Source organism: Pseudomonas putida NBRC 14164, from assembly GCF_000412675.1.
GTDB classification, from domain to species: Bacteria; Pseudomonadota; Gammaproteobacteria; order Pseudomonadales; family Pseudomonadaceae; genus Aquipseudomonas; species Aquipseudomonas putida.
This window is the reverse complement of sequence record NC_021505.1, coordinates 629,933-650,002: the sequence shown is the minus strand read 5'-3', so window position 1 is coordinate 650,002 and position 20,070 is coordinate 629,933. Positions and strand designations below refer to the sequence as shown.

General features: G+C 64.9%; 21 protein-coding genes and 1 riboswitch. Of the genes, 8 read left to right on the top strand and 13 right to left on the bottom strand.

Features of this window, described 5'->3' with window-relative positions; translation table 11 throughout:
- Positions 1-31 precede the first annotated feature (31 nt).
- The 3 genes from PP4_RS02930 to PP4_RS02920 all read left to right on the top strand — a co-directional run bounded on the left by PP4_RS02930 (position 32) and on the right by PP4_RS02920 (position 3,043).
- Positions 32-724, top strand: coding sequence for a response regulator transcription factor (locus tag PP4_RS02930; protein WP_016497795.1), 693 nt, complete (start codon positions 32-34; stop codon positions 722-724).
- A complete protein-coding gene (locus PP4_RS02925; RefSeq protein ID WP_016497794.1) occupies positions 724-2,070 on the top strand; it encodes a HAMP domain-containing sensor histidine kinase in 1,347 nt (448 codons plus the stop codon). The genes PP4_RS02930 and PP4_RS02925 overlap by 1 nt, the downstream gene beginning before the upstream one ends.
- A gap of 82 nt (positions 2,071-2,152) precedes the next feature.
- The gene (locus tag PP4_RS02920) at positions 2,153-3,043 is read left to right on the top strand and encodes an alpha/beta hydrolase (RefSeq protein WP_016497793.1); all 891 of its coding nucleotides are present in this window, start codon (positions 2,153-2,155) and stop codon (positions 3,041-3,043) included.
- Between the two features lie 38 nt (positions 3,044-3,081).
- On the opposite strand, the gene PP4_RS02915 is transcribed toward PP4_RS02920, so the two are convergent.
- A complete protein-coding gene (locus PP4_RS02915) occupies positions 3,082-4,068 on the bottom strand; it encodes a zeta toxin family protein (RefSeq protein WP_016497792.1) in 987 nt (328 codons plus the stop codon).
- Between the two features lie 95 nt (positions 4,069-4,163).
- The gene (locus PP4_RS02910; RefSeq protein WP_370453618.1) at positions 4,164-5,390 is read right to left on the bottom strand and encodes an RtcB family protein; all 1,227 of its coding nucleotides are present in this window, start codon (positions 5,388-5,390) and stop codon (positions 4,164-4,166) included.
- Positions 5,391-5,460: 70 nt separating this feature from the next.
- Positions 5,461-5,602, top strand: a riboswitch (FMN riboswitch).
- 80 nt (positions 5,603-5,682) lie between these two features.
- On the opposite strand from PP4_RS02910, the gene ribB reads away from it, so the two are divergent.
- From ribB to PP4_RS02885, 5 genes are all read left to right on the top strand, one after another.
- Positions 5,683-6,333 (top strand): 3,4-dihydroxy-2-butanone-4-phosphate synthase, encoded by a 651-nt coding sequence (gene ribB / locus PP4_RS02905; RefSeq protein ID WP_016497790.1) that lies wholly within the window; start codon positions 5,683-5,685, stop codon positions 6,331-6,333.
- A 131-nt stretch (positions 6,334-6,464) separates the two neighbouring features.
- Positions 6,465-6,707 (top strand): exodeoxyribonuclease VII small subunit, encoded by a 243-nt coding sequence (locus PP4_RS02900; RefSeq protein WP_003255380.1) that lies wholly within the window; start codon positions 6,465-6,467, stop codon positions 6,705-6,707.
- A complete protein-coding gene (gene ispA / locus PP4_RS02895) occupies positions 6,704-7,591 on the top strand; it encodes a (2E,6E)-farnesyl diphosphate synthase (RefSeq protein WP_016497789.1) in 888 nt (295 codons plus the stop codon). Before PP4_RS02900 ends, ispA begins: the two co-directional genes overlap by 4 nt.
- Positions 7,592-7,796: 205 nt before the next feature.
- A complete protein-coding gene (gene dxs, locus PP4_RS02890) occupies positions 7,797-9,692 on the top strand; it encodes a 1-deoxy-D-xylulose-5-phosphate synthase (RefSeq protein WP_016497788.1) in 1,896 nt (631 codons plus the stop codon).
- A gap of 212 nt (positions 9,693-9,904) precedes the next feature.
- Entirely contained in the window at positions 9,905-11,752 is a 1,848-nt protein-coding gene (locus PP4_RS02885; protein ID WP_016497787.1) for a TonB-dependent receptor domain-containing protein, read from the top strand.
- On the opposite strand, the gene PP4_RS02880 is transcribed toward PP4_RS02885, so the two are convergent.
- The 11 genes from PP4_RS02880 to ribD all read right to left on the bottom strand — a co-directional run bounded on the left by PP4_RS02880 (position 11,730) and on the right by ribD (position 20,068).
- Entirely contained in the window at positions 11,730-12,542 is an 813-nt protein-coding gene (locus tag PP4_RS02880; protein WP_016497786.1) for a cobalamin-binding protein, read from the bottom strand. The two genes, PP4_RS02885 and PP4_RS02880, sit on opposite strands and share 23 nt — an antisense overlap.
- Complete coding sequence (locus PP4_RS02875) at positions 12,542-12,961, bottom strand: hypothetical protein (protein ID WP_016497785.1); 420 nt, start codon at positions 12,959-12,961, stop codon at positions 12,542-12,544. The genes PP4_RS02880 and PP4_RS02875 overlap by 1 nt, the downstream gene beginning before the upstream one ends.
- Positions 12,958-13,575 carry a GTP cyclohydrolase II gene (gene ribA, locus PP4_RS02870; RefSeq protein ID WP_016484701.1) on the bottom strand — a complete coding sequence of 206 codons (618 nt, stop codon included), beginning with the start codon at positions 13,573-13,575 and terminating at the stop codon, positions 12,958-12,960. Before ribA ends, PP4_RS02875 begins: the two co-directional genes overlap by 4 nt.
- A gap of 233 nt (positions 13,576-13,808) precedes the next feature.
- Entirely contained in the window at positions 13,809-14,552 is a 744-nt protein-coding gene (locus PP4_RS02865; protein WP_016497784.1) for a substrate-binding periplasmic protein, read from the bottom strand.
- A gap of 15 nt (positions 14,553-14,567) precedes the next feature.
- Entirely contained in the window at positions 14,568-15,071 is a 504-nt protein-coding gene (locus tag PP4_RS02860) for a phosphatidylglycerophosphatase A family protein (protein ID WP_003255391.1), read from the bottom strand.
- A complete protein-coding gene (gene thiL, locus PP4_RS02855; RefSeq protein ID WP_016497783.1) occupies positions 15,068-16,036 on the bottom strand; it encodes a thiamine-phosphate kinase in 969 nt (322 codons plus the stop codon). The genes PP4_RS02860 and thiL overlap by 4 nt, the downstream gene beginning before the upstream one ends.
- 18 nt (positions 16,037-16,054) lie before the next feature.
- Positions 16,055-16,555: a transcription antitermination factor NusB gene (gene nusB, locus PP4_RS02850; protein WP_016497782.1), complete on the bottom strand. Its 501-nt coding sequence runs from the start codon at positions 16,553-16,555 to the stop codon at positions 16,055-16,057.
- A complete protein-coding gene (gene ribH, locus PP4_RS02845; protein WP_003255395.1) occupies positions 16,552-17,028 on the bottom strand; it encodes a 6,7-dimethyl-8-ribityllumazine synthase in 477 nt (158 codons plus the stop codon). Before ribH ends, nusB begins: the two co-directional genes overlap by 4 nt.
- Positions 17,029-17,119: 91 nt before the next feature.
- Complete coding sequence (gene ribBA / locus PP4_RS02840; RefSeq protein WP_016497781.1) at positions 17,120-18,211, bottom strand: bifunctional 3,4-dihydroxy-2-butanone-4-phosphate synthase/GTP cyclohydrolase II; 1,092 nt, start codon at positions 18,209-18,211, stop codon at positions 17,120-17,122.
- A gap of 18 nt (positions 18,212-18,229) precedes the next feature.
- On the bottom strand, positions 18,230-18,895 hold the full coding sequence (locus PP4_RS02835; protein ID WP_016497780.1) for a riboflavin synthase: 666 nt from the start codon (positions 18,893-18,895) through the stop codon (positions 18,230-18,232).
- Positions 18,896-18,937: 42 nt separating this feature from the next.
- Positions 18,938-20,068 (bottom strand): bifunctional diaminohydroxyphosphoribosylaminopyrimidine deaminase/5-amino-6-(5-phosphoribosylamino)uracil reductase RibD, encoded by a 1,131-nt coding sequence (gene ribD / locus PP4_RS02830; protein WP_016497779.1) that lies wholly within the window; start codon positions 20,066-20,068, stop codon positions 18,938-18,940.
- Positions 20,069-20,070 lie beyond the last annotated feature (2 nt).

Here is a 20,070-nt window from a genome sequence, read left to right as displayed (position 1 = left end):
AACTGATACAGGTTCTCATTCAAGGCTCCCCGTGCCCACCTCACTTCTCCTCGCCGAAGACGACGCAAGCCTGCGTCAGGACCTGGAACGCCATTTCCTCAAACGCGGTTTCCGGGTACACGCCTGCGCCACGGGTACCCAGGCCTTGGACGCCATTCGGCAAACACCGTTCGAACTGGTGTTGCTGGACATCATGCTGCCGGGTATCGATGGCCTCAGCCTGCTCGACGAATTGCGCCGGCAGCAGGCGGTGCCGGTCATGCTGATGTCGGCGCTGGGCGCCGAGCAGGACCGCATCAGTGGCTTTACCCGTGGTGCCGACGACTACCTGCCCAAGCCCTTCAGCTTGGCGGAGCTGGACGCACGGGTCGATGCCTTGCTGCGGCGCGTGGCATTTGATCGCGGCACGGCGCTGCGTGCCGACGTCGGCGAAGTGATGCTGGACCACGACCGCCAGGACGTTATCCACAACGGCAATGCCGCTGGCCTCACCGCATCCGAATTCCGCTTGCTGGTGACGCTGCGGGCGCATCCCGGCGAAGCCTTGAGCAAACCCTTCCTGTACCAGACCGTGCTGCACCGGGCCTATACCCGCCTGGACCGGGGCCTGGACGTGCACGTGTGCAACCTGCGCCGCAAACTGGCCGACATCAGTGCCCAGCACCTGCAGATCCAGGCCGTGCGCGGGCAGGGGTATATCCTGGTCGACACGGAACAGCCCTGATGCGTCGCCACCCGTTGCTGTGGAAACTGGCCGTACTGCAGGTCAGCTTCTGCCTGTTGCTGATCTGGCTGATATGGACCTGGGGCCTGTCGGTGGAGCGCAGCACCTATTTTCTGTCCCCGGCCGACCAGGATTACCTGGCGCGCTATGCGCAACAAGCTGAAGACGCCTGGAACCAGGGCGGTGCGGTAGGCGCCGAGGCCTGGCGCAGGCAACTGGAACAGGCCGAGGACACCTGGGTGGCGGTGATCGGCCCACACCTGCAAAGCCTCGGCACCACGCCGCTGAGCGCCGAGGAGGCCAGCCACCTGACCTTCATGCGCAAACTGGACTGGCCCATGAGCCGGCGCCTGCAGGATGAGCTGCCCTACGTGAGCATCGAATTCCCGCAGCACCCCGAGCGCGGCCGCCTGGTGCTGCAACTGCCCGAACGCCTGCTGCCCACCGGCCTGACGCCATGGACCCATGTGATCACCCACGGCGTTGCACCTGCACTGCTCGCCCTGCTACTGGGCCTGGCGTTGTACCGGCATTTAGTCGTACCACTGAACCGCCTGCGCGACCGCGCCGACGCCCTGCGTGCCGATGACCTCGACAGCCCCGCCCTGCCCCTGCTGGCACGCCGTGACGAGCTGGGTGAACTGGCACAAGCCTTCGAGCACATGGCCGGGCGCCTGCGCCAGAGCCTGGAGCAACAGCGCCTGCTGCTGCGCACGCTGTCTCACGAACTGCGCACACCCCTGGCACGGTTGCGAATCGCCCATGACAGCGACTTGCCGCCGCTGCAGTTGCGCGAGCGCCTGGACCGCGAAGTCGCCGACATGCAGAAGCTGCTGGAAGACACGCTGGACCTGGCCTGGATGGACACCGAACAACCCAGCTTGCCGACCGAGCCGATACTGATGGTTTCCGTATGGGAGGCACTGTGCCAGGACGCCTGCTTCGAAAGTGGCTGGGACCGTGCACGCCTGCCGTGTTCACTCGGCACCGATTGCCTGGTACAGGCCCATCTGGACAGCCTGGCCCAGGCCCTGGAAAACCTGATGCGCAATGCCATTCGCCACTCGCCGGCCGAGGGCCGGGTCAGCCTGGAGGGCTGGCGTGAAGGCGACTGCTGGCACCTGCGCCTGAGCGACCAGGGCCCCGGCGTACCTGACGCCGACCTTGAACGCATCTTCAAGCCTTACCAGCGCCTGACCGACAGCGGCGCGGGCTTCGGCCTGGGCCTGGCCATCGCCCGCCGCGCCATCGAGCTGCAAGGCGGCCGCTTGTGGGCCAGCAATGGCCGCCCTGGGCTGTGCCTGCACCTGACCTTGCCGATGGCCAGGGACTGTTTAGAAAGTTAATGCGCTTTACGCTCAATCAGGACTGATTATCATCTGGGCGTTCCAGCCTTGCGTTCCTCGCAAAGCCCTGACGAGACGCCTGATGAGCAAGATGACCCTGACGCTGGCTTTGGCACTGGCCCTTGCAGCCCCCGTTGCCCTGGCACAGCCCGAGCGCAACCAGAAGATGGACACCTCGCTGCTGCAGCGTCAGGACCTGGCCTACCGCTTCACCCAGCTCGACCTGGACTCGGCGGATGGCCAGCGTCATTACCGTTTGTGGGTCGGTAAGCCGAACCGCCCGGCGCCAGCATCGGGGTACCCGGTACTGTGGATGCTCGACGGCAATGCTGCGCTCGGCGCGCTGAACAGCCAGCAACTGGCCAAACTGGCCGCCGGCCAGGCGCCCTTGCTGGTGGCCGTGGGGTACCAGACCGGGCAGCGTATCGAGCGGGCGGGGCGGACTTATGACTATACCCCGGCGTTGCCTGGGCAGGCCGAGCAGCGTGACCCGCTGACCGGCCTGCCCAGTGGTGGCGTGGATGCATTTCTGGATCTGCTGACCGAGCGCATGCGGCCGATGGTGGCCGGGCTGGCCCCCATCGACCTGCAGCGACAGACGCTGTGGGGCCACTCCTACGGCGGGCTGGCCGTGCTGCATGCGCTGTTCACCCGGCCCGGGGCGTTCAGTGACTATGCGGCGGCCAGCCCTTCGCTGTGGTGGCATGACGGGGCAATCGTGCAGGAGGCACAGGGCCTTGAACAACGGTTGGGCAGCAACCCTGTGCGGCTGCTGCTGATGCGCGGTAGCGAGGAACCTGCCAACCCCAGGGCGCAGTTAAAGGGCGATGTCGAGAAGCCTGCACGAGAACTGGCGGCAGACCTGGCCATGGTACAAGGCCTTCAGGTGCGTTTCGAAAGGTTCGAAGGGCTGGGCCATGGGGAAATGCTGGGGGCCTCTTTGCAGACGGTGGTCGAGCAGCTGGCCAGATAACCGCCTATCCGGCTCCGGCCTGCTGAGCCCTCGTAGCATCAAGGATAGGTGTACTTGAGCAGGTACTGGCTCAGGTCGCGGAAGGCATCCCTGGAAATCCGCGGTACCAGGTCGGTGCTACGGCCAAGGGTCTTGCAGCAGGCCATGACCATCTGTTGGCGCACCGGCTCATCAAGCATGCCGGCATGCACAACCTGGAAGAATTGCAGGTAGGTGCCAGAGTCGTTGCCTTCAGGGCTGCGCCGGATTTCAACCAGTGTGTCGTGGTAAGGCGCCCGGAAAAAGGGCTGGCCATCGTAGTCCGCCTGGGGAGTCAACACACCAGGGGCATCACAGATGCTGTGGCACAGCACCTTGCTCTGCTGATCCGTTTCGAAGCCACGCTCATAAAGCGTGACCTGCGAACCAGGGGCCTGCGTACAGGCGTGTTCGAAAGCGTTCAGGATCTTTTTGGCATTCGCCTGTGAGGCCTGGATCTGCGACAACGCCACGAATCGCTCGATTTCGCCCTTGGCAACGCTCTTCACACCGCGGTCGAGGGTCGCCCAATGGCTGAATTCCACCTTGCAGGCGATCATGTGAATCTCGAAGCGGTAACCCGCCTCTACGGCTGCAGGCGGGAAACCGGCGAATGCTTCGTCGTCCAGTGCCGTTTCCATGATGATGTTGTAGCGGTTGGCGAAAGCGTACCCAAAAACCTTGCCGCTCAATGCCCTGATGAAGGCTTCGGTGTGCTCGTACACGTGCAGCACACCGTGCTCGCTCATTTCGGCGTAGTGCGGGTGCAGCTTGCGAAATTCGGGCAAGTACAGTCGCACATGGTTCGGGTAGCGCTCGCTGGGTAGCAACTGCTTCTCCAGCAAGTAGGTCTTGCCCGACCCTTGGGCACCGGCAACGATCAGCATGTTCGGGGTGGGGTCACTTCCAGGCCCATCAGCTTCGCGCGCTTTGTCGAACAATGCGTGGTCGAGCTGGGCGAAGGCACTATCGACGTCGCTGTCAGTGAACGGGTAAAGCGTGGCCATATCTGCAATCCTCTGGTGTTTGCCCCAAGTGGGCTGCGCAACACTCTAGGAACTACCCCGGCGCACTGTGTGGTAGCCAGTTATGGCACTTCTCGCTACCCCTTCACACACACAACCTGGCGCAGGGTATGAACCACCTCTACAAGCGCCTGCTGGGCACGCATCACCGCGTCGATGTCTTTGTACGCCATCGGGATCTCGTCGACGACGTCCTTGTCCTTGCGGCACTCCACATGCGCCGTGGCACGCCGTTGGTCCTCGACGGTAAAGCGGCTTTTGGCCTTGGTCCGGCTCATCACCCGGCCTGCGCCATGGCTGCAGGAACAGAACGACTCCTCGTTGCCCAGCCCACGCACGATGAAGCTCCTGGCCCCCATCGAGCCCGGGATGATGCCCAGTTCCCCCTTCTGTGCCGACACCGCCCCTTTGCGCGTCACCAGCACTTCGCGGCCAAAATGCTGCTCACGCTGCACGTAGTTGTGGTGGCAGTTCACCGCTTCCAGGCTGGCCTCGAACGGTTTGCCCAGCGCCTTGCGAGCAGCGCCGACCACGGCCAGCATCATCAGCTCGCGGTTCTGCCGGGCGTACTCCTGCGCCCACTCCACCGCTTCGACATAGTCGGCGAAATGGCGGCTGCCTTCTTCGAAGTACGCCAGGTCCTTGTCTGGCAGGTTGGCGAGGTGCTGGCGCATGTCGGCCTGGGCCAGCTCGATGAACAGGTTGCCGATGGCATTGCCCACACCGCGCGAGCCGCTGTGCAGCATGAACCAGACGCGGTCGGCTTCATCCAGGCACACTTCGATGAAGTGGTTGCCACCGCCCAGTGTGCCCAGGTGGTGGCGGTTATTGGTCTTTTCCAGCCGCGGGTATTTGTCGGTAATGGCCTTGAACCGCCCGGCCAGCTGGCCCCAGGCCTTGTCCGCCTTGGCCGGTACATCGGCCCAGGCGCCCTGGTCACGTTTGCCGAAGCTCTTGCCATGCGGCACCGCCTGCTCGATGGCACTGCGCAAGCCATGCAGGTTGTCTGGCAGGTCACGCGCGTGCAGCGAGGTGCGCGCGGCGATCATGCCGCAGCCGATGTCCACGCCAACCGCAGCGGGGATGATCGCGCCGACCGTAGGGATCACGCTGCCGATGGTCGAGCCCTTGCCCAGGTGCACGTCGGGCATCACCGCCAGGTGCTTGAAGATGAACGGCATCCTGGCCGTGTTCAGCAGTTGTTGGCGGGCCTCGTCTTCGACCGGCACGCCATCGGTCCACAACTTGATCGGCTTGCCACCGGCGACCTGGAGAATATCCATGGGCTTGTTCCTCGAATGCATGACGGCATGATACCGCCAAAGGTCGTAGAGCCGTGGGTTGCCAGCGGGGTGGCAAGGTGCGGTATGCTTGGGCGGTCTTCAGGGCGGGGTGAAAGTCCCCACCGGCGGTAAATCGAAAGATGAGCCCGCGAGCGCCCCGGCCATGCCGGGGGTCAGCAGATCTGGTGCAACTCCAGAGCCGACGGTCATAGTCCGGATGAAAGAAGGCGTCAGGCAGGGGCCATCCGGGCGCCCCTGCGCGCGCATTTTGTTCGCCCCGAGACGTTCATCGATCATTCACGAGGAGCGTTTCATGTCCACCCGTAACCATCCGCAATTCCCCGCTGTTTCCGCCGCCATCGCCGCCTTCCAGGCCGGGCGCCCTGTGCTGCTGCTTGACGATGACGACCGCGAGGACGAAGCGGACATCATTGCCGCTGCCGAAAACATTACGCTGCAGACCATGGCCATGATGATCCGCGACTGCAGCGGCATCGTCTGCCTGTGCCTGGACGAAGCCACCGTCGACGCACTGCAACTGGCGCCAATGGTGCAGAACAACCAGGCCCGCCACGGCACCGGCTTCACGGTCACCATCGAGGCTGCAGAAGGCATCACCACCGGGGTTTCTGCCCAGGACCGCATCACCACCATTGGCGCGGCACTGCGCTCCAGCGCCGAACAGCGTCATATCGTCAGCCCGGGGCATGTGTTCCCGCTGCGCGCCCGCAATGGCGGGGTGCTGACCCGCCGTGGGCACACCGAAGGCTCGGTGGACCTGGCGCGCCTGGCCGGCCTGCGCCCCGCGGCAGTGCTGTGCGAGCTGATGAACCCCGATGGCAGCATGGCGCGTGGCGAGCAGGTGGCGGTTTATGCGCGGCAGTACAACTTGCCGGTGCTGACCATCGAGGAGCTGGCGCGGTACCGCGAGGCGATGCTGGAACGGGAAGCAGAGCCGGCCTGATCCTCCGGACAGGGCCGCTTTGCGGCCCTTTTGAGAGCGGCCTGTATGAGCCGGGCAGCTGTCGGAAGTTTGCTCCCCCCGCCCCGCTCTGCTAGTGTCGCGCCGTTCTGAATGCCACCGAGAAAGTCGCCATGGCCCGCAAAAAAGCCTCCCTCGATTTCGAGCAATCCCTCGCAGACCTGCAAGCACTGGTCGAGCGCCTGGAGAACGGCGAGTTGTCGCTGGAAGAATCGCTGGCCGCCTTCGAGCAAGGCATCGCCCTGACCCGTGATTGCCAGGGTGCCCTGGCCCAGGCCGAACAGAAGGTGCAAATCCTCCTGGAACGCGACGGCGAACTGGCCGCGCAGCCCTTCGACGCGGAGCCGGAAGCATGATTGGCACTTACCAGGCCAGCTGCCAGGCTCGGGTCGACGCTGCCCTCGAACCGCTGTTCGTTGCCCCGTCCAAAGAGCTGGAACGCCTTTACGCCGCCATGCGCTACAGCGTGATGAACGGCGGCAAGCGCGTACGCCCGCTGCTGGCCTACGCGGCCTGCGAAGCCTTGGGCGCCCCGGCCGAACAGGCCAACGGCGCGGCCTGCGCGGTCGAACTGATCCACGCCTACTCGCTGGTGCATGACGACCTGCCAGCCATGGACGACGACGACCTGCGTCGTGGCCAACCCACTACCCACAAAGCATTTGACGAAGCCTGCGCCATCCTCGCTGGCGACGGTTTGCAGAGCCTGGCATTCAGTGCCCTGCTCGACCCAGGCCTGAGCCCGCAGGCCGACGGCATTCGCCTGGCCATGGTCCAGGCCTTGGCCAAGGCTGCCGGCCCGGCAGGCATGGTCGGCGGCCAGGCCATCGACCTCGGTTCGGTAGGCCTGAAGCTGGACCAGCAGGCACTGGAGTTCATGCACCGGCACAAGACCGGCGCACTGATTGAAGCCAGCGTACGCCTCGGCGCCCTGGCCAGCGCCCGTGCCGAACAGGCGCAGCTGGATGCCCTGCAGGTTTATGCGCAGGCCATCGGCCTGGCATTCCAGGTGCAGGACGACATCCTCGACGTGGAGAGCGACACCGCCACCCTGGGCAAACGCCAGGGTGCCGACATAGCTCGTGACAAACCGACCTACCCGGCCCTGCTGGGCCTGGAAGCGGCCAAGGCCTATGCAATCGAACTGCGCGACCAGGCGCTGATCGCACTGCAAGGCTTCGGTGAAACGGCCGAGCCACTGCGGGCCCTGGCGCGCTACATCGTCGAACGCCGTAACTGATTGATCGGGGCCGCTGCGCGCCCCATCGCCGGCAAGCCAGCTCCCACAGGTACCTCAGCGGCCTGTGATCTGTGAAGATCCTGTGGGAGCTGGCTTGCCGGCGATGGGCTGCAAAGCAGCCCCGTGCGACACCCGTCTGAATGGGCAGTATTTCCTACAATGGGGTAAACTGCCGCGTCTTCACACACCTATAACGACTCGCCTGATGCCCACGACGTTTCAAGAGATCCCCCGCGAACGCCCGGTCACGCCGTTGCTCGACCGCGCTGACACGCCTGCCGGCCTGCGCCGGCTGGCCGAAGCCGACCTGGAGACCCTGGCCGACGAACTGCGCCAGGAACTGCTCTACACCGTGGGACAGACCGGTGGGCATTTTGGCGCCGGTCTGGGCGTGATCGAGCTGACCATCGCCCTGCACTACGTGTTCGACACCCCGGACGACCGGCTGGTGTGGGACGTGGGCCACCAGGCCTACCCGCACAAGATCCTCACCGGGCGCCGTAACCGCATGCTCAGCCTGCGCCAGAAGGACGGCATCGCCGCTTTCCCGCGCCGCAGCGAGAGCGAGTACGACACCTTTGGCGTCGGCCACTCCAGCACCTCGATCAGCGCCGCACTGGGCATGGCCATTGCCGCCCGTCTGCAGAACAGCGCACGCAAATCGATTGCGGTGATCGGGGACGGCGCGCTGACTGCCGGCATGGCCTTCGAGGCGTTGAACCACGCCCAGGAAGTCAACGCCGACATGCTGGTGATCCTCAACGACAACGACATGTCGATTTCGCGCAATGTCGGCGGCCTGTCCAACTACCTGGCCAAGATCCTCTCCAGCCGCACCTACGCGAGCATGCGCGAAGGCAGCAAGAAAGTGCTGTCGCGCCTGCCAGGCGCCTGGGAAATCGCCCGCCGCACCGAGGAATACGCCAAAGGCATGCTGGTGCCGGGCACGCTGTTCGAAGAACTGGGCTGGAACTACATCGGCCCCATCGACGGCCACGACCTGCCGACCATGATCGCCACCCTGCGCAACATGCGTGACCTGAAGGGCCCGCAGTTCCTGCACGTGGTGACCAAGAAGGGCAAGGGCTTCGCCCCGGCCGAGGTCGACCCGATCGGCTATCACGCCATCACCAAGCTGGAGCCGGCCGACAAGCCTGCCGCGCCAAAGAAAGTCAGCGGCCCGAAATACTCTGCCGTGTTCGGCCAGTGGCTGTGCGACATGGCCGCCGCCGACAACCGCCTGGTGGGCATTACCCCGGCGATGAAGGAAGGCTCCGACCTGGTCGACTTCAGCGAGCGCTACCCGGAACGCTACTTCGACGTGGCGATCGCCGAGCAGCACGCCGTTACCTTGGCGGCCGGCATGGCCTGCGAGGGCAGCAAGCCGGTGGTGGCGATCTACTCCACGTTCCTGCAGCGTGCCTACGACCAGCTGATCCACGACGTGGCCGTACAGAACCTCGATGTGCTGTTTGCCATCGACCGCGCCGGCCTCGTTGGCGAAGACGGCCCGACCCATGCGGGCAGTTATGACCTGTCGTACCTGCGCTGCATCCCGGGCATGCTGGTGATGACCCCGAGCGACGAGAACGAGCTGCGCAAGATGCTCAGCACCGGCCACCTGTACAACGGCCCGGCAGCCGTGCGCTACCCGCGTGGCACCGGCCCGAATGCGCCGATCAGCGGCGACCTGGAGCCACTGGAAATCGGCAAGGGCGTGGTTCGCCGCCAAGGCGAGAACGTCGCCCTGCTGGTGTTTGGCGTGCAACTGGCCGAGGCCATGCAGGTGGCCGAGCAGATCAACGCCACAGTGGTTGACATGCGCTTCGTCAAACCGCTGGACGAGGCCCTGGTGCTGGAACTGGCTGGCAGCCATGCGCTGCTGGTGACCATTGAAGAGAACGCCATCATGGGTGGCGCGGGTGCTGCGGTGGGTGAGTTCCTGGCCAGCCAGGCAGTGCTCAAGCCGCTGCTGCACCTGGGCTTGCCCGACATCTACGTCGAGCATGCCAAGCCTGCACAGATGCTGGCTGAGTGCGGGCTGGATGCGGCCGGGATCGAAGCTTCGGTGAAGGCCCGCATGGCCATGCTCGGCTTGTAATCCCCGGGGCCGCTCTGCGGCCCATCGCGACACAAGGCCGCTCCCACATTGACCGCACCGCTCCCCAGGCTTGGGCAATACCTGTGGGAGCTGGCTTGCCGGCGATGGGGCCCTGACAGGCCGCACAACACAATCGCCCCAAGACTCGCCCACCTGTAGGAGCGGCCCTGTGTCGCGATCGAGGGCGCAGCCCTCGCAAAATGGTACTGCCCATGAAAGCCCCAAGCTTTGCTACATTGCTCTGCCTCCCCCTCCCCCTGCTGGCCGCCGAGCGCGACGACGCCCTCAAGCTCCCCGACGTGCTGATCAGCGCCAGCCGCCAGGTCGAGTCGCGCACCGCCACCAGTGCTGCAAACACCGTCTTCACCCGCACTGACATCGACCGCCTGCAACCCACCAGCGTCACCGACCTGCTCAGCCGCGTGCCCGGCGTGCAAGTGGCGCCTACCGGTGGCCGTGGCAGTCTGCCCGGCATCTTCATTCGCGGCACCAAGGCCGCACAAAGCCTGGTACTGGTGGATGGTGTGCGCATTGCCAACGCCACCTCCGGCGACAGCGGCCTGCAGTTTCTCGACGTTGACCAGATCGAGCGGGTGGAAGTGCTGCGCGGCTCGCGCTCAGCGGTGTACGGCAGCGATGCCATTGGTGGGGTAATCCAGATCTTCACCCGGCGTAGCAACGGCCCCGGCCTGCAGCCGCGCCTGCGAATGGCCGCCGGCAGCAACCAGACGTTCCAACGCAGCCTGGGGCTTTCAGGCGGGGATGGCGCAACCCGCTTCAACCTCGGCGCCAGCCTGGATGAAACGGCCGGCATCGACTCGACCGGGCCGTCCTTCGCCAGCGATGGCGACCACGACGCTTACCGCAACAAGGCATTCAACCTGAGCCTGAGCCACACCTTCGGTGAGCGCTTCGAGGCCGGGCTGAACCTGCTCGACAGCCGTGGCCGCAGTGAGTACGACGAGCCGCGCGGTGCAAGCCCTCAAGTGCCGTATTCGAATTTCGCTGTCAGCAGCATAGGCAGCTACTTGGATGCTCAGGTCAGCGAGCAGTGGAATACAAGGCTCGAACTGGCGCATAGCGAAAACCGCGACGACAGCCGAGACAAGCTCAGGCATTCAAGCGCCCCGTTCAACACCTATCGCGACCAGGCAACCTGGCAAAACAATTTGGTCATGGATGAACGCAACAACCTGCTGCTGGGTGCGGATTGGTACGAAGACCGTGTGCACGCCAGCACCGACTTCACCGAAGACAGCCGCTGGAACCGCGCCGTCTTCGTCCAGCACCGCTACCAGGGCGAACGGTTTTCCACCGAAGTGGGTGTGCGCCATGACCGTAACCAGCAGTTCGGCGGCCAGACCACCTGGAGCGGCAGCTTGGCCGTACCGTTGAACGCACAGAATGATGTGCTGCTGTCCTACAGCGAAGGCTTTCGGGCGCCAACCTTCAACGACCTGTACTACCCCCAGTTCAGCAACCCGGACCTGGACCCCGAGCACTCCAGAAGCTACGAGCTGCAATGGCGCAGCCAGCTGACTGCGGACAGCCGCCTGGAAGCCTCGCTGTACCGCACCGACCTGCGCGATGCGATCGTGTTCGGCCAGGGCTCGATACCCCGCAACGTTGCCTCGGCCCGTATCAACGGCTTCGAAATGGCCTTGGCGCAACAATGGGGCGCCTGGCACAGCCAACTGGGCCTGGCACTGATCGATCCTCGTGACCGTGACAGCGGCCACACCCTCGCCCGCCGTGCACGCCGCACGCTGAGCCTGGACCTGGACCGTGAACTCGGGCGTTTCACCGTGGGCGCAGGCTGGCAAGCGGTCAGCGGCAGCTATGACGATGAGGCCAACCGCAACCGCATCGGCGGCTATGGCCTGCTCGGTTTGCGCGGTAGTTGGGCAGCCACTGACGAACTGAAACTGGAAGCGAAGCTGGATAACCTGCTGGACCACACTCACAGCCGTGCCCTGTACAGCTACGAGGGTGCCTACTATCCCTACCGCGAAGAAGGCCGCACGCTGTTGTTCAGCGTTACCTGGACGCCGGCGCTTTAGCCGCGAGCAACGCGCACAAGCGTGCGGTGGCTTCGATCATCTGCCCGCTGGGCCGCTCCAGACCTTTGTCGGGCACCACCAGCAAGCGGCCATCGGCAACCGCACGCAATTGCGGCCAGGCCTTCCAGCTCGCCAGTTGCGCTGGATCGCCAGCCAGGATGACCTGTGGGTTGCGCAGCAGCACAGTCTCCACATTCACCTGCGGTGCCGGCTGGTTGAGGTCGGCGAACACATTGCGCGCCCCGCACACTGCCAAGGCATCGCTCACCACCTGCCGGCCACCCAGGGTGTACAACGGCTGGTCCCATACCTGGTAGAACACCTGCAATGGCTCGTCACGCCGGTACTGCTCACGTAACTGCTGCAGCCGCTCTCGCAGGGCCTGGGCGTACTGATGGCCTTGTTCGGCACGGCCGATACGCTCGGCGATGGCTTCGATCTGCGCGATCAACTGGTCGATATCATGGGCTTCCGCACTGAAGGTGGCGATGCCCAGGCGCTTGAGCTGGTCGCGCTGGGCGGGTGGCACGCTGCCCGGCCAGAGCAACAACAGCTCGGGGCGCAGGCTGAGCAGGCGCTCCATGTTCAGTTGCCCTTGGCGCCCAACCGACGGCAGGTCGCGCAGCGCTGCTGGCCGCTCGCCACCGTCGAGCACCCCCACCAGCAGGTCGTCGGCCCGCAGTTCGAGCATGATTTCAGTCATCGAGGGCGCCAGGCTGACCACCCGCAGGGGGTCAGCGGCCAGCACGGTGCAGGCGAACAGCGCCAGCAGGCCTGGCAGCAGGCGCATCAGCCGAGCTGGCGTGGAATGCGATAGAGGTACAGCACCACCACGGTAGACAGTGCCAGCAGGATTTGCGGCACCGCCTCAAGGCCGACCAGCACCGACAGCGCGGCGACCCAGGCCGGGAAGCAGGCGTACAACATGGCCATGCGCCGTACCCGGGCCAGTTCGATCCAGGCAGCGGGCTCTTCGCCCGTGCCGAGCACCTTGGAGGTGGCGATCAGTGCGCGCTTGTAGGCGCCGAAGCGCGGCAGGCTGAGGAACATGGTCGCCGCGCCGGCGATGAACAGTGGCATGGCCAGCACCGGGATCAGCGCGTCACCACCACCAAAGGCCCAGGCCATGACCGGCAGCGGCACCAGGCCCATCGCCAGATACTGCCACCAGGCCAGTGCCAGGCGCCGCTTGACCTCGGCACGGGTCACGCCTGGGGCACCTCGCCCTGGTGTTCATTGCCCAGCATGTGGCCGAGTTTGCCGGCCTTGGTCGCCAGGTAGTAACGGTTGTGCGGGTTGTGGCCGGTGTGCAGCGGCACACGTTCGGCAACCACGATGTTCATGTCGGTCAGCGCTTTGACCTTGCGCGGGTTATTGGTCATCAGTCGCAGGGCTTTCACACCCAAGTGCTCCAGCATCGGCAAGCAGATGGCGTAGTCGCGCTGGTCGGCGGCAAAGCCCAGGCGTTCATTGGCTTCGACGGTATCGGCGCCACCATCCTGCAGCTCGTAGGCGCGGATCTTGTTCAACAGGCCGATGCCACGGCCTTCCTGACGCAGGTACAGCAGTACCCCGCGGCCTTCACGGGCGATGGCCTGCAGCGCGGCTTCCAACTGCGAACCGCAGTCGCAGCGCTGGCTGAACAAGGCATCGCCGGTCAGGCACTCGGAGTGCAGGCGCCCCAGCACCGGCTGGCCGTCCGCAATGTCACCGAGGCTGAGCACTACGTGCTCGCGGCCAGTGGCTTCGTCGAGGAAGCCATGCATGGTGAAGGTCGCGAATGGCGTCGGGAGTTTAGAGGCGGCAACAAAGACGACGGGCACGTTGTGCTCCTGGAATAAGTTGGAAATTTCTCGTGGGCCGATTGTATCAGCCGGTTGCAGGCTGTGGGCGGGCTGAATACCGCGGGTTAAGATCGAAAAGTTCGATGCTTAGGTTAACCAGGCTCGGCCCTATCGCCGGCAAGCCGGCTCCCACAGGTACTGCACAGGATTCGAAGCTGTGGTGATCCTGTGGGAGCTGGCTTGCCGGCGATGGGGTGCAAAGCGCCCCTGCTTCAATGCGGTTTGCTGTCTGCAGTGAACGGGTACGGCTGTTTCCAGTGCTCGAAAATCGGCTTCAGCTCGCCGCTGCGCACCAGTTCGTCCATGCGCTTGTCGAACAGGTCACACAGCGCCTTGGCCTGGCCGTTGCGGGCAAACGCCAGGTACAGCGGCAGCTCGGCCACATGGGTACGACTGAAGCGCTCGGGCTGGGATGACTGGCTCAGGACATAATCGACTTCGGTCTGTGCATCGATGTAGAAGTCCACCCGGTCATGCTCGAGCATCGGCAGAATGCCTTCGCGACGCTGAATTTCACGGTATTCATGCACATCTGGCAGGTAGCTGCCGTAGTCGTAGCCGCGCACCCAGGCCAGGCGATACTTGCCCACATTCTGCGCAGTAGGCGCAGGTTTGCTGGCCAGCCCCAGGGCGTAGATGTGGTCCATGTCGAAGTGCCAGCGCGGGTACAGGTTGTCGGCGTTCTCTTGCTTGTACGAGCCCACCCAGGCATCGGCTTCGCCACGTTTGACCAGCCCGACTGCACGGCTGTAGGGCGCGCTCTGCGGCACCACCTTGACCCCTGCCGGCTCGAACACCTTGCGCAGCACGTCCCAGGCCACCCCGGTACCGTCAGCGTTGGTGTAATCGAGCCACTCCTCACTGACCAGGTGGATCTGCTTCGGCACGCCTTCAGCAGCCGCCACCCATGGGGCAACGCTCAGCAGCACTGCCAACAGCAACGTCCTTATGGCCATTCACGCGCTCCCTGTTCAGGCAACCGCCCACACCAGAACCTGCATGCCCAGCCAGGCAAACACGCCGGCCAGGATATCGTCGAGCATGATGCCGACGCCCCCGTGCACATGGCGGTCGATCCAGCGGATGGGCCATGGCTTGAGGATGTCGAAGAAGCGGAACATCAGGAACCCTGCCAGCAGCCACTGCCAGCCTTCTGGCACCAGCCAGAGGGTGATCCACATGCCGACGATCTCATCCCAGACAATGCCTTCATGGTCGTGTACGCGCAAGTCATTGGCGACTTTGCCGCACAACCAGAAGCCAAACAGCATGCTCACGCCCAGCAATAGCCAGTAGCCCCAGTCAGGCAACATCTGCCACAACGGGATGAACGGTATGGCCACCAGCGAGCCCCAGGTACCCGGGGCCTTGGGCAAGGTGCCAGAACCAAAGCCAAACGCGATGAAGTGCCACGGGTTGCGCCAGACCGAAGGCGGAACGAACTCCGCAGGCACCTGATTGGGGTGATCGGTCACGGTGTCTCCCTAAAGTGTTGATAGCCCCGCTGAACGGGGGTGATGTCCCGGCCCTGCACGTCGCGCAAGGTCACGCCCTGCCCTTCGAGCACACGGCCAATGGTATGCACCTCGACGAGGCCGAGGCCAGCCAGAGGCGCCAGCGCCTCTGGCGGCAGCGTGAAGGCCAGCACGTAGTCGTCGCCACCGGTAAGGGCTGCCTGCACTGCCGCTTGGCGGCCGAGAAACGCCTCTACAGCAGGAGACACCGGCACCTGGGCCAGGTTCACCTCCAGTGCTACGCCGGACGCCTTGGCGATATGCCCGCAATCTGCGAGCAGGCCGTCGGAAATGTCCAGCGCCGCCGAGGCCCGGCCACGCAGCAGCGTGCCGAGGGTGAGCTGCGGCATTGGCGACCAGTAATGGGCCAGCAGCGGCTCGGCCTGCTCGGCAGGTGCCTCGCGCTCTCCCAGCACCAGCGGCAGCGCGCCGGCCGCCTTGCCCAGCACACCACCGACGCACAGCAGGTCGCCTGGGCGCGCACCGCTACGGCGCAACGCCTGGCCTGCCGGCACGCGGCCAAACACGGTGACGGTGATGCTCAGCGGGCCCCGGGTGGTGTCACCCCCGATCAGGCTCATGCGGCAACGGTGGGCCATGCGGCTGAGGCCGTCGGCATACGCCGCCAGCCAGTCAGGGCCAACGTCCGGCAGGGTCAGGGCGAGGGTGAAGCCGATCGCAGTCGCGCCCATGGCGGCCAGGTCACTGGCGGCCACGGCCAACGAACGCTGGCCAAGCAGCAGCGGATCGCAGACAGCGGGAAAATGCACCCCGGCGACCAGGGTGTCGGTCGACACCGCCAGTTGCTCACCGGGGGGAAGGGCTAGCAGGGCGCAGTCGTCGCCGATACCCAGGGCCACGCCCTCGCCGCCCTGCGCACAAGGCGCGGCGGCGAAGTAATGGTTGATCAGCTCGAACTCACCCATGGCTCTACAGCGCCAGAATCAGCGCTTGTTCGCCTTGACTTCGGCTTCACGCAGCGACGGTGCCAGCTTGTCCAGCACGCCGTTGACGAACTTGTGGCCGTCGGTGGCACCGAAGACCTTGGCCAGCTCGACACCTTCGTTGATCACCACGCGGTACGGTACGTCGACGCGCTTGATGAACTCCCAGGTGGACAGACGCAGCACGGCCAACTCGACCGGGTCGAGCTCTTCCAGCGTCATGGTCATGCAAGGCACCAGCGCCTTGTCGATTTCGCCCTTGATTGCCGGAACCCCATGCAGGATTTCACGGAAATAGGCACCGTCGACGTCGGTGAAATCGTTATCCACCCGGAACTGCGCTTCGATCTCGTTCAGCGAATGCTGCGCCATGTGCCACTGGTACAGTGCCTGGGTCGCGAGCTTGCGGGCTTCGCGGCGCTTGGCGCTTTTCGAGGGCTTGCCGGCATCCGCAGGTTTTGGATCGCGCGGGTTGAAACGATCGCTTTCGTCGCTAATCACTTGGCCTCCAACTGCGCCAGCAGGCTGACCATTTCCAGTGCGGACAGGGCAGCTTCAGCACCTTTGTTGCCGGCTTTGGTGCCGGAACGCTCGATGGCTTGTTCGATGGAGTCGACGGTCAGTACGCCGAAGGCCACCGGAACACCGAACTCCATGGACACCTGGGCCAGGCCCTTGGTGCATTCGCCCGCCACGTATTCGAAGTGCGGGGTACCACCACGGATCACGGCGCCCAGGGCGATGATCGCGTCGTAGGCGCCTTGCTGGGCGACCTTCTGTGCTACCAACGGGATTTCAAATGCGCCCGGGGCACGGATGATGGTGATGTCGCTTTCGCTGACACCGTGGCGTACCAGGGCATCAACGGCACCGCTTACCAGGCTTTCAACGACGAAGCTGTTGAAGCGGCCAACCACCAAAGCATAGCGACCTTTGGGGGCGATGAAGGTACCTTCGATGGTCTTCAGGGTCATTCCGATATTCTCATCTTCAAGAGCGAGGCCGCATACAAGCGGCCTCGACAGGGGTCTGGACTCGAGCAGAGGGCGTCAATGCCGCCTCAAGTCACTCGGAGGGCACGTATTCTACAACTTCCAGATCGAATCCGGATATCGCGTTGAACTTCATCGGCGAACTCATCAGGCGCATCTTGCGCACACCAAGGTCGCGCAGGATCTGCGAACCGGCACCCACGGTGCTGTAGGTGGTCGGTGCCTTGGCCGGTGCATCGCCTGCGCTTTCGCGGATGTGCGCCAGCAGCACGTCGCCATCCAGCGGGTGGCCCAGCAGCAGTACCACGCCGCTGCCGGCTTCGGCCACGGCGGCCATGGCAGCACGCAGGCTCCAGCGGCCTGGCTGCTTGACCAGCAGCAGGTCGCGCAGCGGGTCCATGTTGTGCACACGCACCAGGGTCGGCTCTTCGGCGCAGATCTTGCCCAGGGTCAGGGCCAGGTGCACGTCGCCTTCCACCGCGTCGCGGTAGGTGACCAGGTTGAACTCGCCCAGCTCGCTTTCCACGGGCTGCTCGGAAACACGCTGCACGGTGCGCTCGTGAATCATGCGGTAGTGGATCAGGTCGGCAATGGTGCCGATCTTCAGGCCGTGCTCGGCGGCGAACACTTCCAGCTCGGCGCGGCGCGACATGGTGCCGTCGTCGTTCATCACTTCGCAGATCACGCCGCTTGGCTCGAAACCGGCCATACGCGCCAGGTCGCAGGCAGCTTCGGTGTGGCCGGCGCGGGCCAGGGTACCGCCGGGCTGGGCCATCAGCGGGAAGATGTGGCCAGGGCTGACGATGTCTTCGGCCTTGGCGTCCTTGGCGGCAGCGGCCTGCACCGTGCGTGCACGGTCGGCGGCGGAGATGCCGGTGGTGACGCCTTCGGCGGCTTCGATCGACACGGTGAACTTGGTGCCGAAGCCCGAGCCGTTGCGCGGCGCCATCAGCGGCAGTTTAAGCGTTTCGCAACGCTCGCGGGTCATCGGCATGCAGATCAGGCCACGGGCGTGCTTGGCCATGAAGTTGATGTGCTCGGGCAGGCAGCATTCGGCTGCCATGATGATGTCGCCTTCGTTCTCGCGGTCTTCGTCATCCATGAGGATGACCATTTTGCCCTGGCGGATGTCTTCGACCAGTTCTTCGATGCTGTTGAGCGCCACGCGGCACCCCCTTCTCAATCAGGATTTCAAGAAGCCGTTGGCGGCCAGGAAGCTTTCGGTAATGCCACTGCCCTTGCTCGGTTCGGCAGCCTTGTCACCCAGCAGCAAGCGCTCCAGATAACGGGCCAGCAGGTCGACCTCAAGGTTTACCCGACGCCCTGCGCGGTAGTCGGCCATGATGGTTTCGGACAGGGTGTGCGGGACAATGGTCAGCTCGAACTCGGCGCCATTGACCTCATTGACCGTCAGGCTGGTGCCGTCGACGGTGATCGAACCCTTGTGGGCGATGTACTTGGCCAGCTCCTTGGGTGCACGCACACGGAACTGGATGGCGCGGGCGTTATCGCTGCGCGAGATGATTTCGCCGACGCCGTCGACATGGCCGCTGACCAGGTGCCCACCCAGGCGGGTGGTGGGGGTCAGGGCTTTCTCCAGGTTGACCTTGCTGCCGCTCTTGAGGTCGATGAACGCGGTGCGCTTGAGGGTTTCGACGCTGACGTCGGCCCAGAAGCCATTGCCCGGCAGTTCGACAGCGGTCAGGCATACCCCATTGACGGCGATGCTGTCGCCCAGCTTGACGTCACCCAGGTCGAGCTTGCCGGTTTCGACGTAGACGCGCACGTCACCACCCTTGGGGGTGAGGCTGCGGATGGTGCCGATGGATTCGATGATGCCGGTAAACATGGGGTCTTCCTCAAAAACGGTTTGCACGGGGCAAGCCCGGCATTATACGCCGGGTGCCGGCAGGGGGATGGCTGTGACCCGCCAGTCATCGCCCACTGCCCGCATTTCGGTAATTTTCAATCGCGGCGCTTCGCTCATCCTGTCCAGCGGCCAGTCCAGCAACGGGCGGGCCTGGGAGCCGAGGAAGGTGCCGGCAACGAACAGCTGATATTCGTCGACCAGGCCTTGGCGGGCAAAGGCACCGACCAGGCCGGCACCGGCTTCCAGCAGGATTTCGTTGACACCGCGAGCGGCCAGGGCCTGCAGCAGCGCCGGCAGGTCGACCTGACCATTGTCACCTGGCAGGCTCAACAATTCGTGGCCGGCAGCGGCATAGCGCGGGTCATCTGCGACAGCGGTCACCACCAGTGCCGGGCCAGCCTGGAAGAACGGCGCATCCAGTGGCAGGCGCAGGCGGCCATCGACCAGTACGCGCAGCGGCGTTCGGCTGAGAGCCAGGGCTGTGGTTTCGGCATCCAGGCCCAGCTCGGCGCCACGCACGGTCATGCGGGCGTTGTCGGCCAGCACGCTGGCAGCGCTGGTCAGCACCACGCTGGAGCGGGCGCGCAGGCGCTGTACCGCCGAACGGGCAGCCGGGCCGGTAATCCACTGGCTTTCGCCACTGGCCATGGCGGTGCGGCCGTCCAGGCTCATGGCCAACTTGGCGCGCACGAACGGCAGGCCAGTTTCCATGCGCTTGAGAAAGCCCGGGTTGAGTGCGCGGGCCTCGGCTTCGAGCACGCCACTGGCCACCTCGATACCGGCCTCGGCGAGGCGCCGCAGGCCTTGCCCCGCCACTTGCGGGTTAGGGTCCTGCATGGCTGCCACAACCCGCGCCACACCAGCCTTGACCAGCGCCTCGGCACACGGCGGCGTGCGCCCATGGTGGCTGCACGGTTCAAGGGTAACGTAGGCACAAGCGCCACGGGCACGCTCACCGGCCTGGCGCAGGGCATGCACTTCGGCATGCGGCTCGCCGGCGCGCACGTGCCAACCTTCGCCGACCACTTCGCCATCACGCACGATCACGCAGCCTACGCGCGGGTTGGGGTGGGTGGTATACAGACCCTTGCGCGCCAGCTCCAGCGCGCGGGCCATGTAGTGGGCGTCAAGGATGGCGGCTTGGCTGGGCATGT

Bases quoted from the DNA above. Each gene is read 5' to 3' on its own strand.
- PP4_RS02835 (WP_016497780.1), bottom strand. From the start codon at position 18,895: ATGTTTACCGGCATCATCGAATCCATCGGCACCATCCGCAGCCTCACC.
- ribB (WP_016497790.1), top strand. From the start codon at position 5,683: ATGTCCACCCGTAACCATCCGCAATTCCCCGCTGTTTCCGCCGCCATC.
- ribD (WP_016497779.1), bottom strand. From the start codon at position 20,068: ATGCCCAGCCAAGCCGCCATCCTTGACGCCCACTACATGGCCCGCGCG.
- ribH (WP_003255395.1), bottom strand. From the start codon at position 17,028: ATGACCCTGAAGACCATCGAAGGTACCTTCATCGCCCCCAAAGGTCGC.
- PP4_RS02865 (WP_016497784.1), bottom strand. From the start codon at position 14,552: ATGGCCATAAGGACGTTGCTGTTGGCAGTGCTGCTGAGCGTTGCCCCA.
- PP4_RS02925 (WP_016497794.1), top strand. From the start codon at position 724: ATGCGTCGCCACCCGTTGCTGTGGAAACTGGCCGTACTGCAGGTCAGC.
- PP4_RS02910 (WP_370453618.1), bottom strand. From the start codon at position 5,390: ATGCATTCGAGGAACAAGCCCATGGATATTCTCCAGGTCGCCGGTGGC.
- thiL (WP_016497783.1), bottom strand. From the start codon at position 16,036: ATGGGTGAGTTCGAGCTGATCAACCATTACTTCGCCGCCGCGCCTTGT.
- dxs (WP_016497788.1), top strand. From the start codon at position 7,797: ATGCCCACGACGTTTCAAGAGATCCCCCGCGAACGCCCGGTCACGCCG.
- PP4_RS02880 (WP_016497786.1), bottom strand. From the start codon at position 12,542: ATGCGCCTGCTGCCAGGCCTGCTGGCGCTGTTCGCCTGCACCGTGCTG.
- PP4_RS02885 (WP_016497787.1), top strand. From the start codon at position 9,905: ATGAAAGCCCCAAGCTTTGCTACATTGCTCTGCCTCCCCCTCCCCCTG.
- PP4_RS02900 (WP_003255380.1), top strand. From the start codon at position 6,465: ATGGCCCGCAAAAAAGCCTCCCTCGATTTCGAGCAATCCCTCGCAGAC.
- ispA (WP_016497789.1), top strand. From the start codon at position 6,704: ATGATTGGCACTTACCAGGCCAGCTGCCAGGCTCGGGTCGACGCTGCC.
- PP4_RS02920 (WP_016497793.1), top strand. From the start codon at position 2,153: ATGAGCAAGATGACCCTGACGCTGGCTTTGGCACTGGCCCTTGCAGCC.
- PP4_RS02915 (WP_016497792.1), bottom strand. From the start codon at position 4,068: ATGGCCACGCTTTACCCGTTCACTGACAGCGACGTCGATAGTGCCTTC.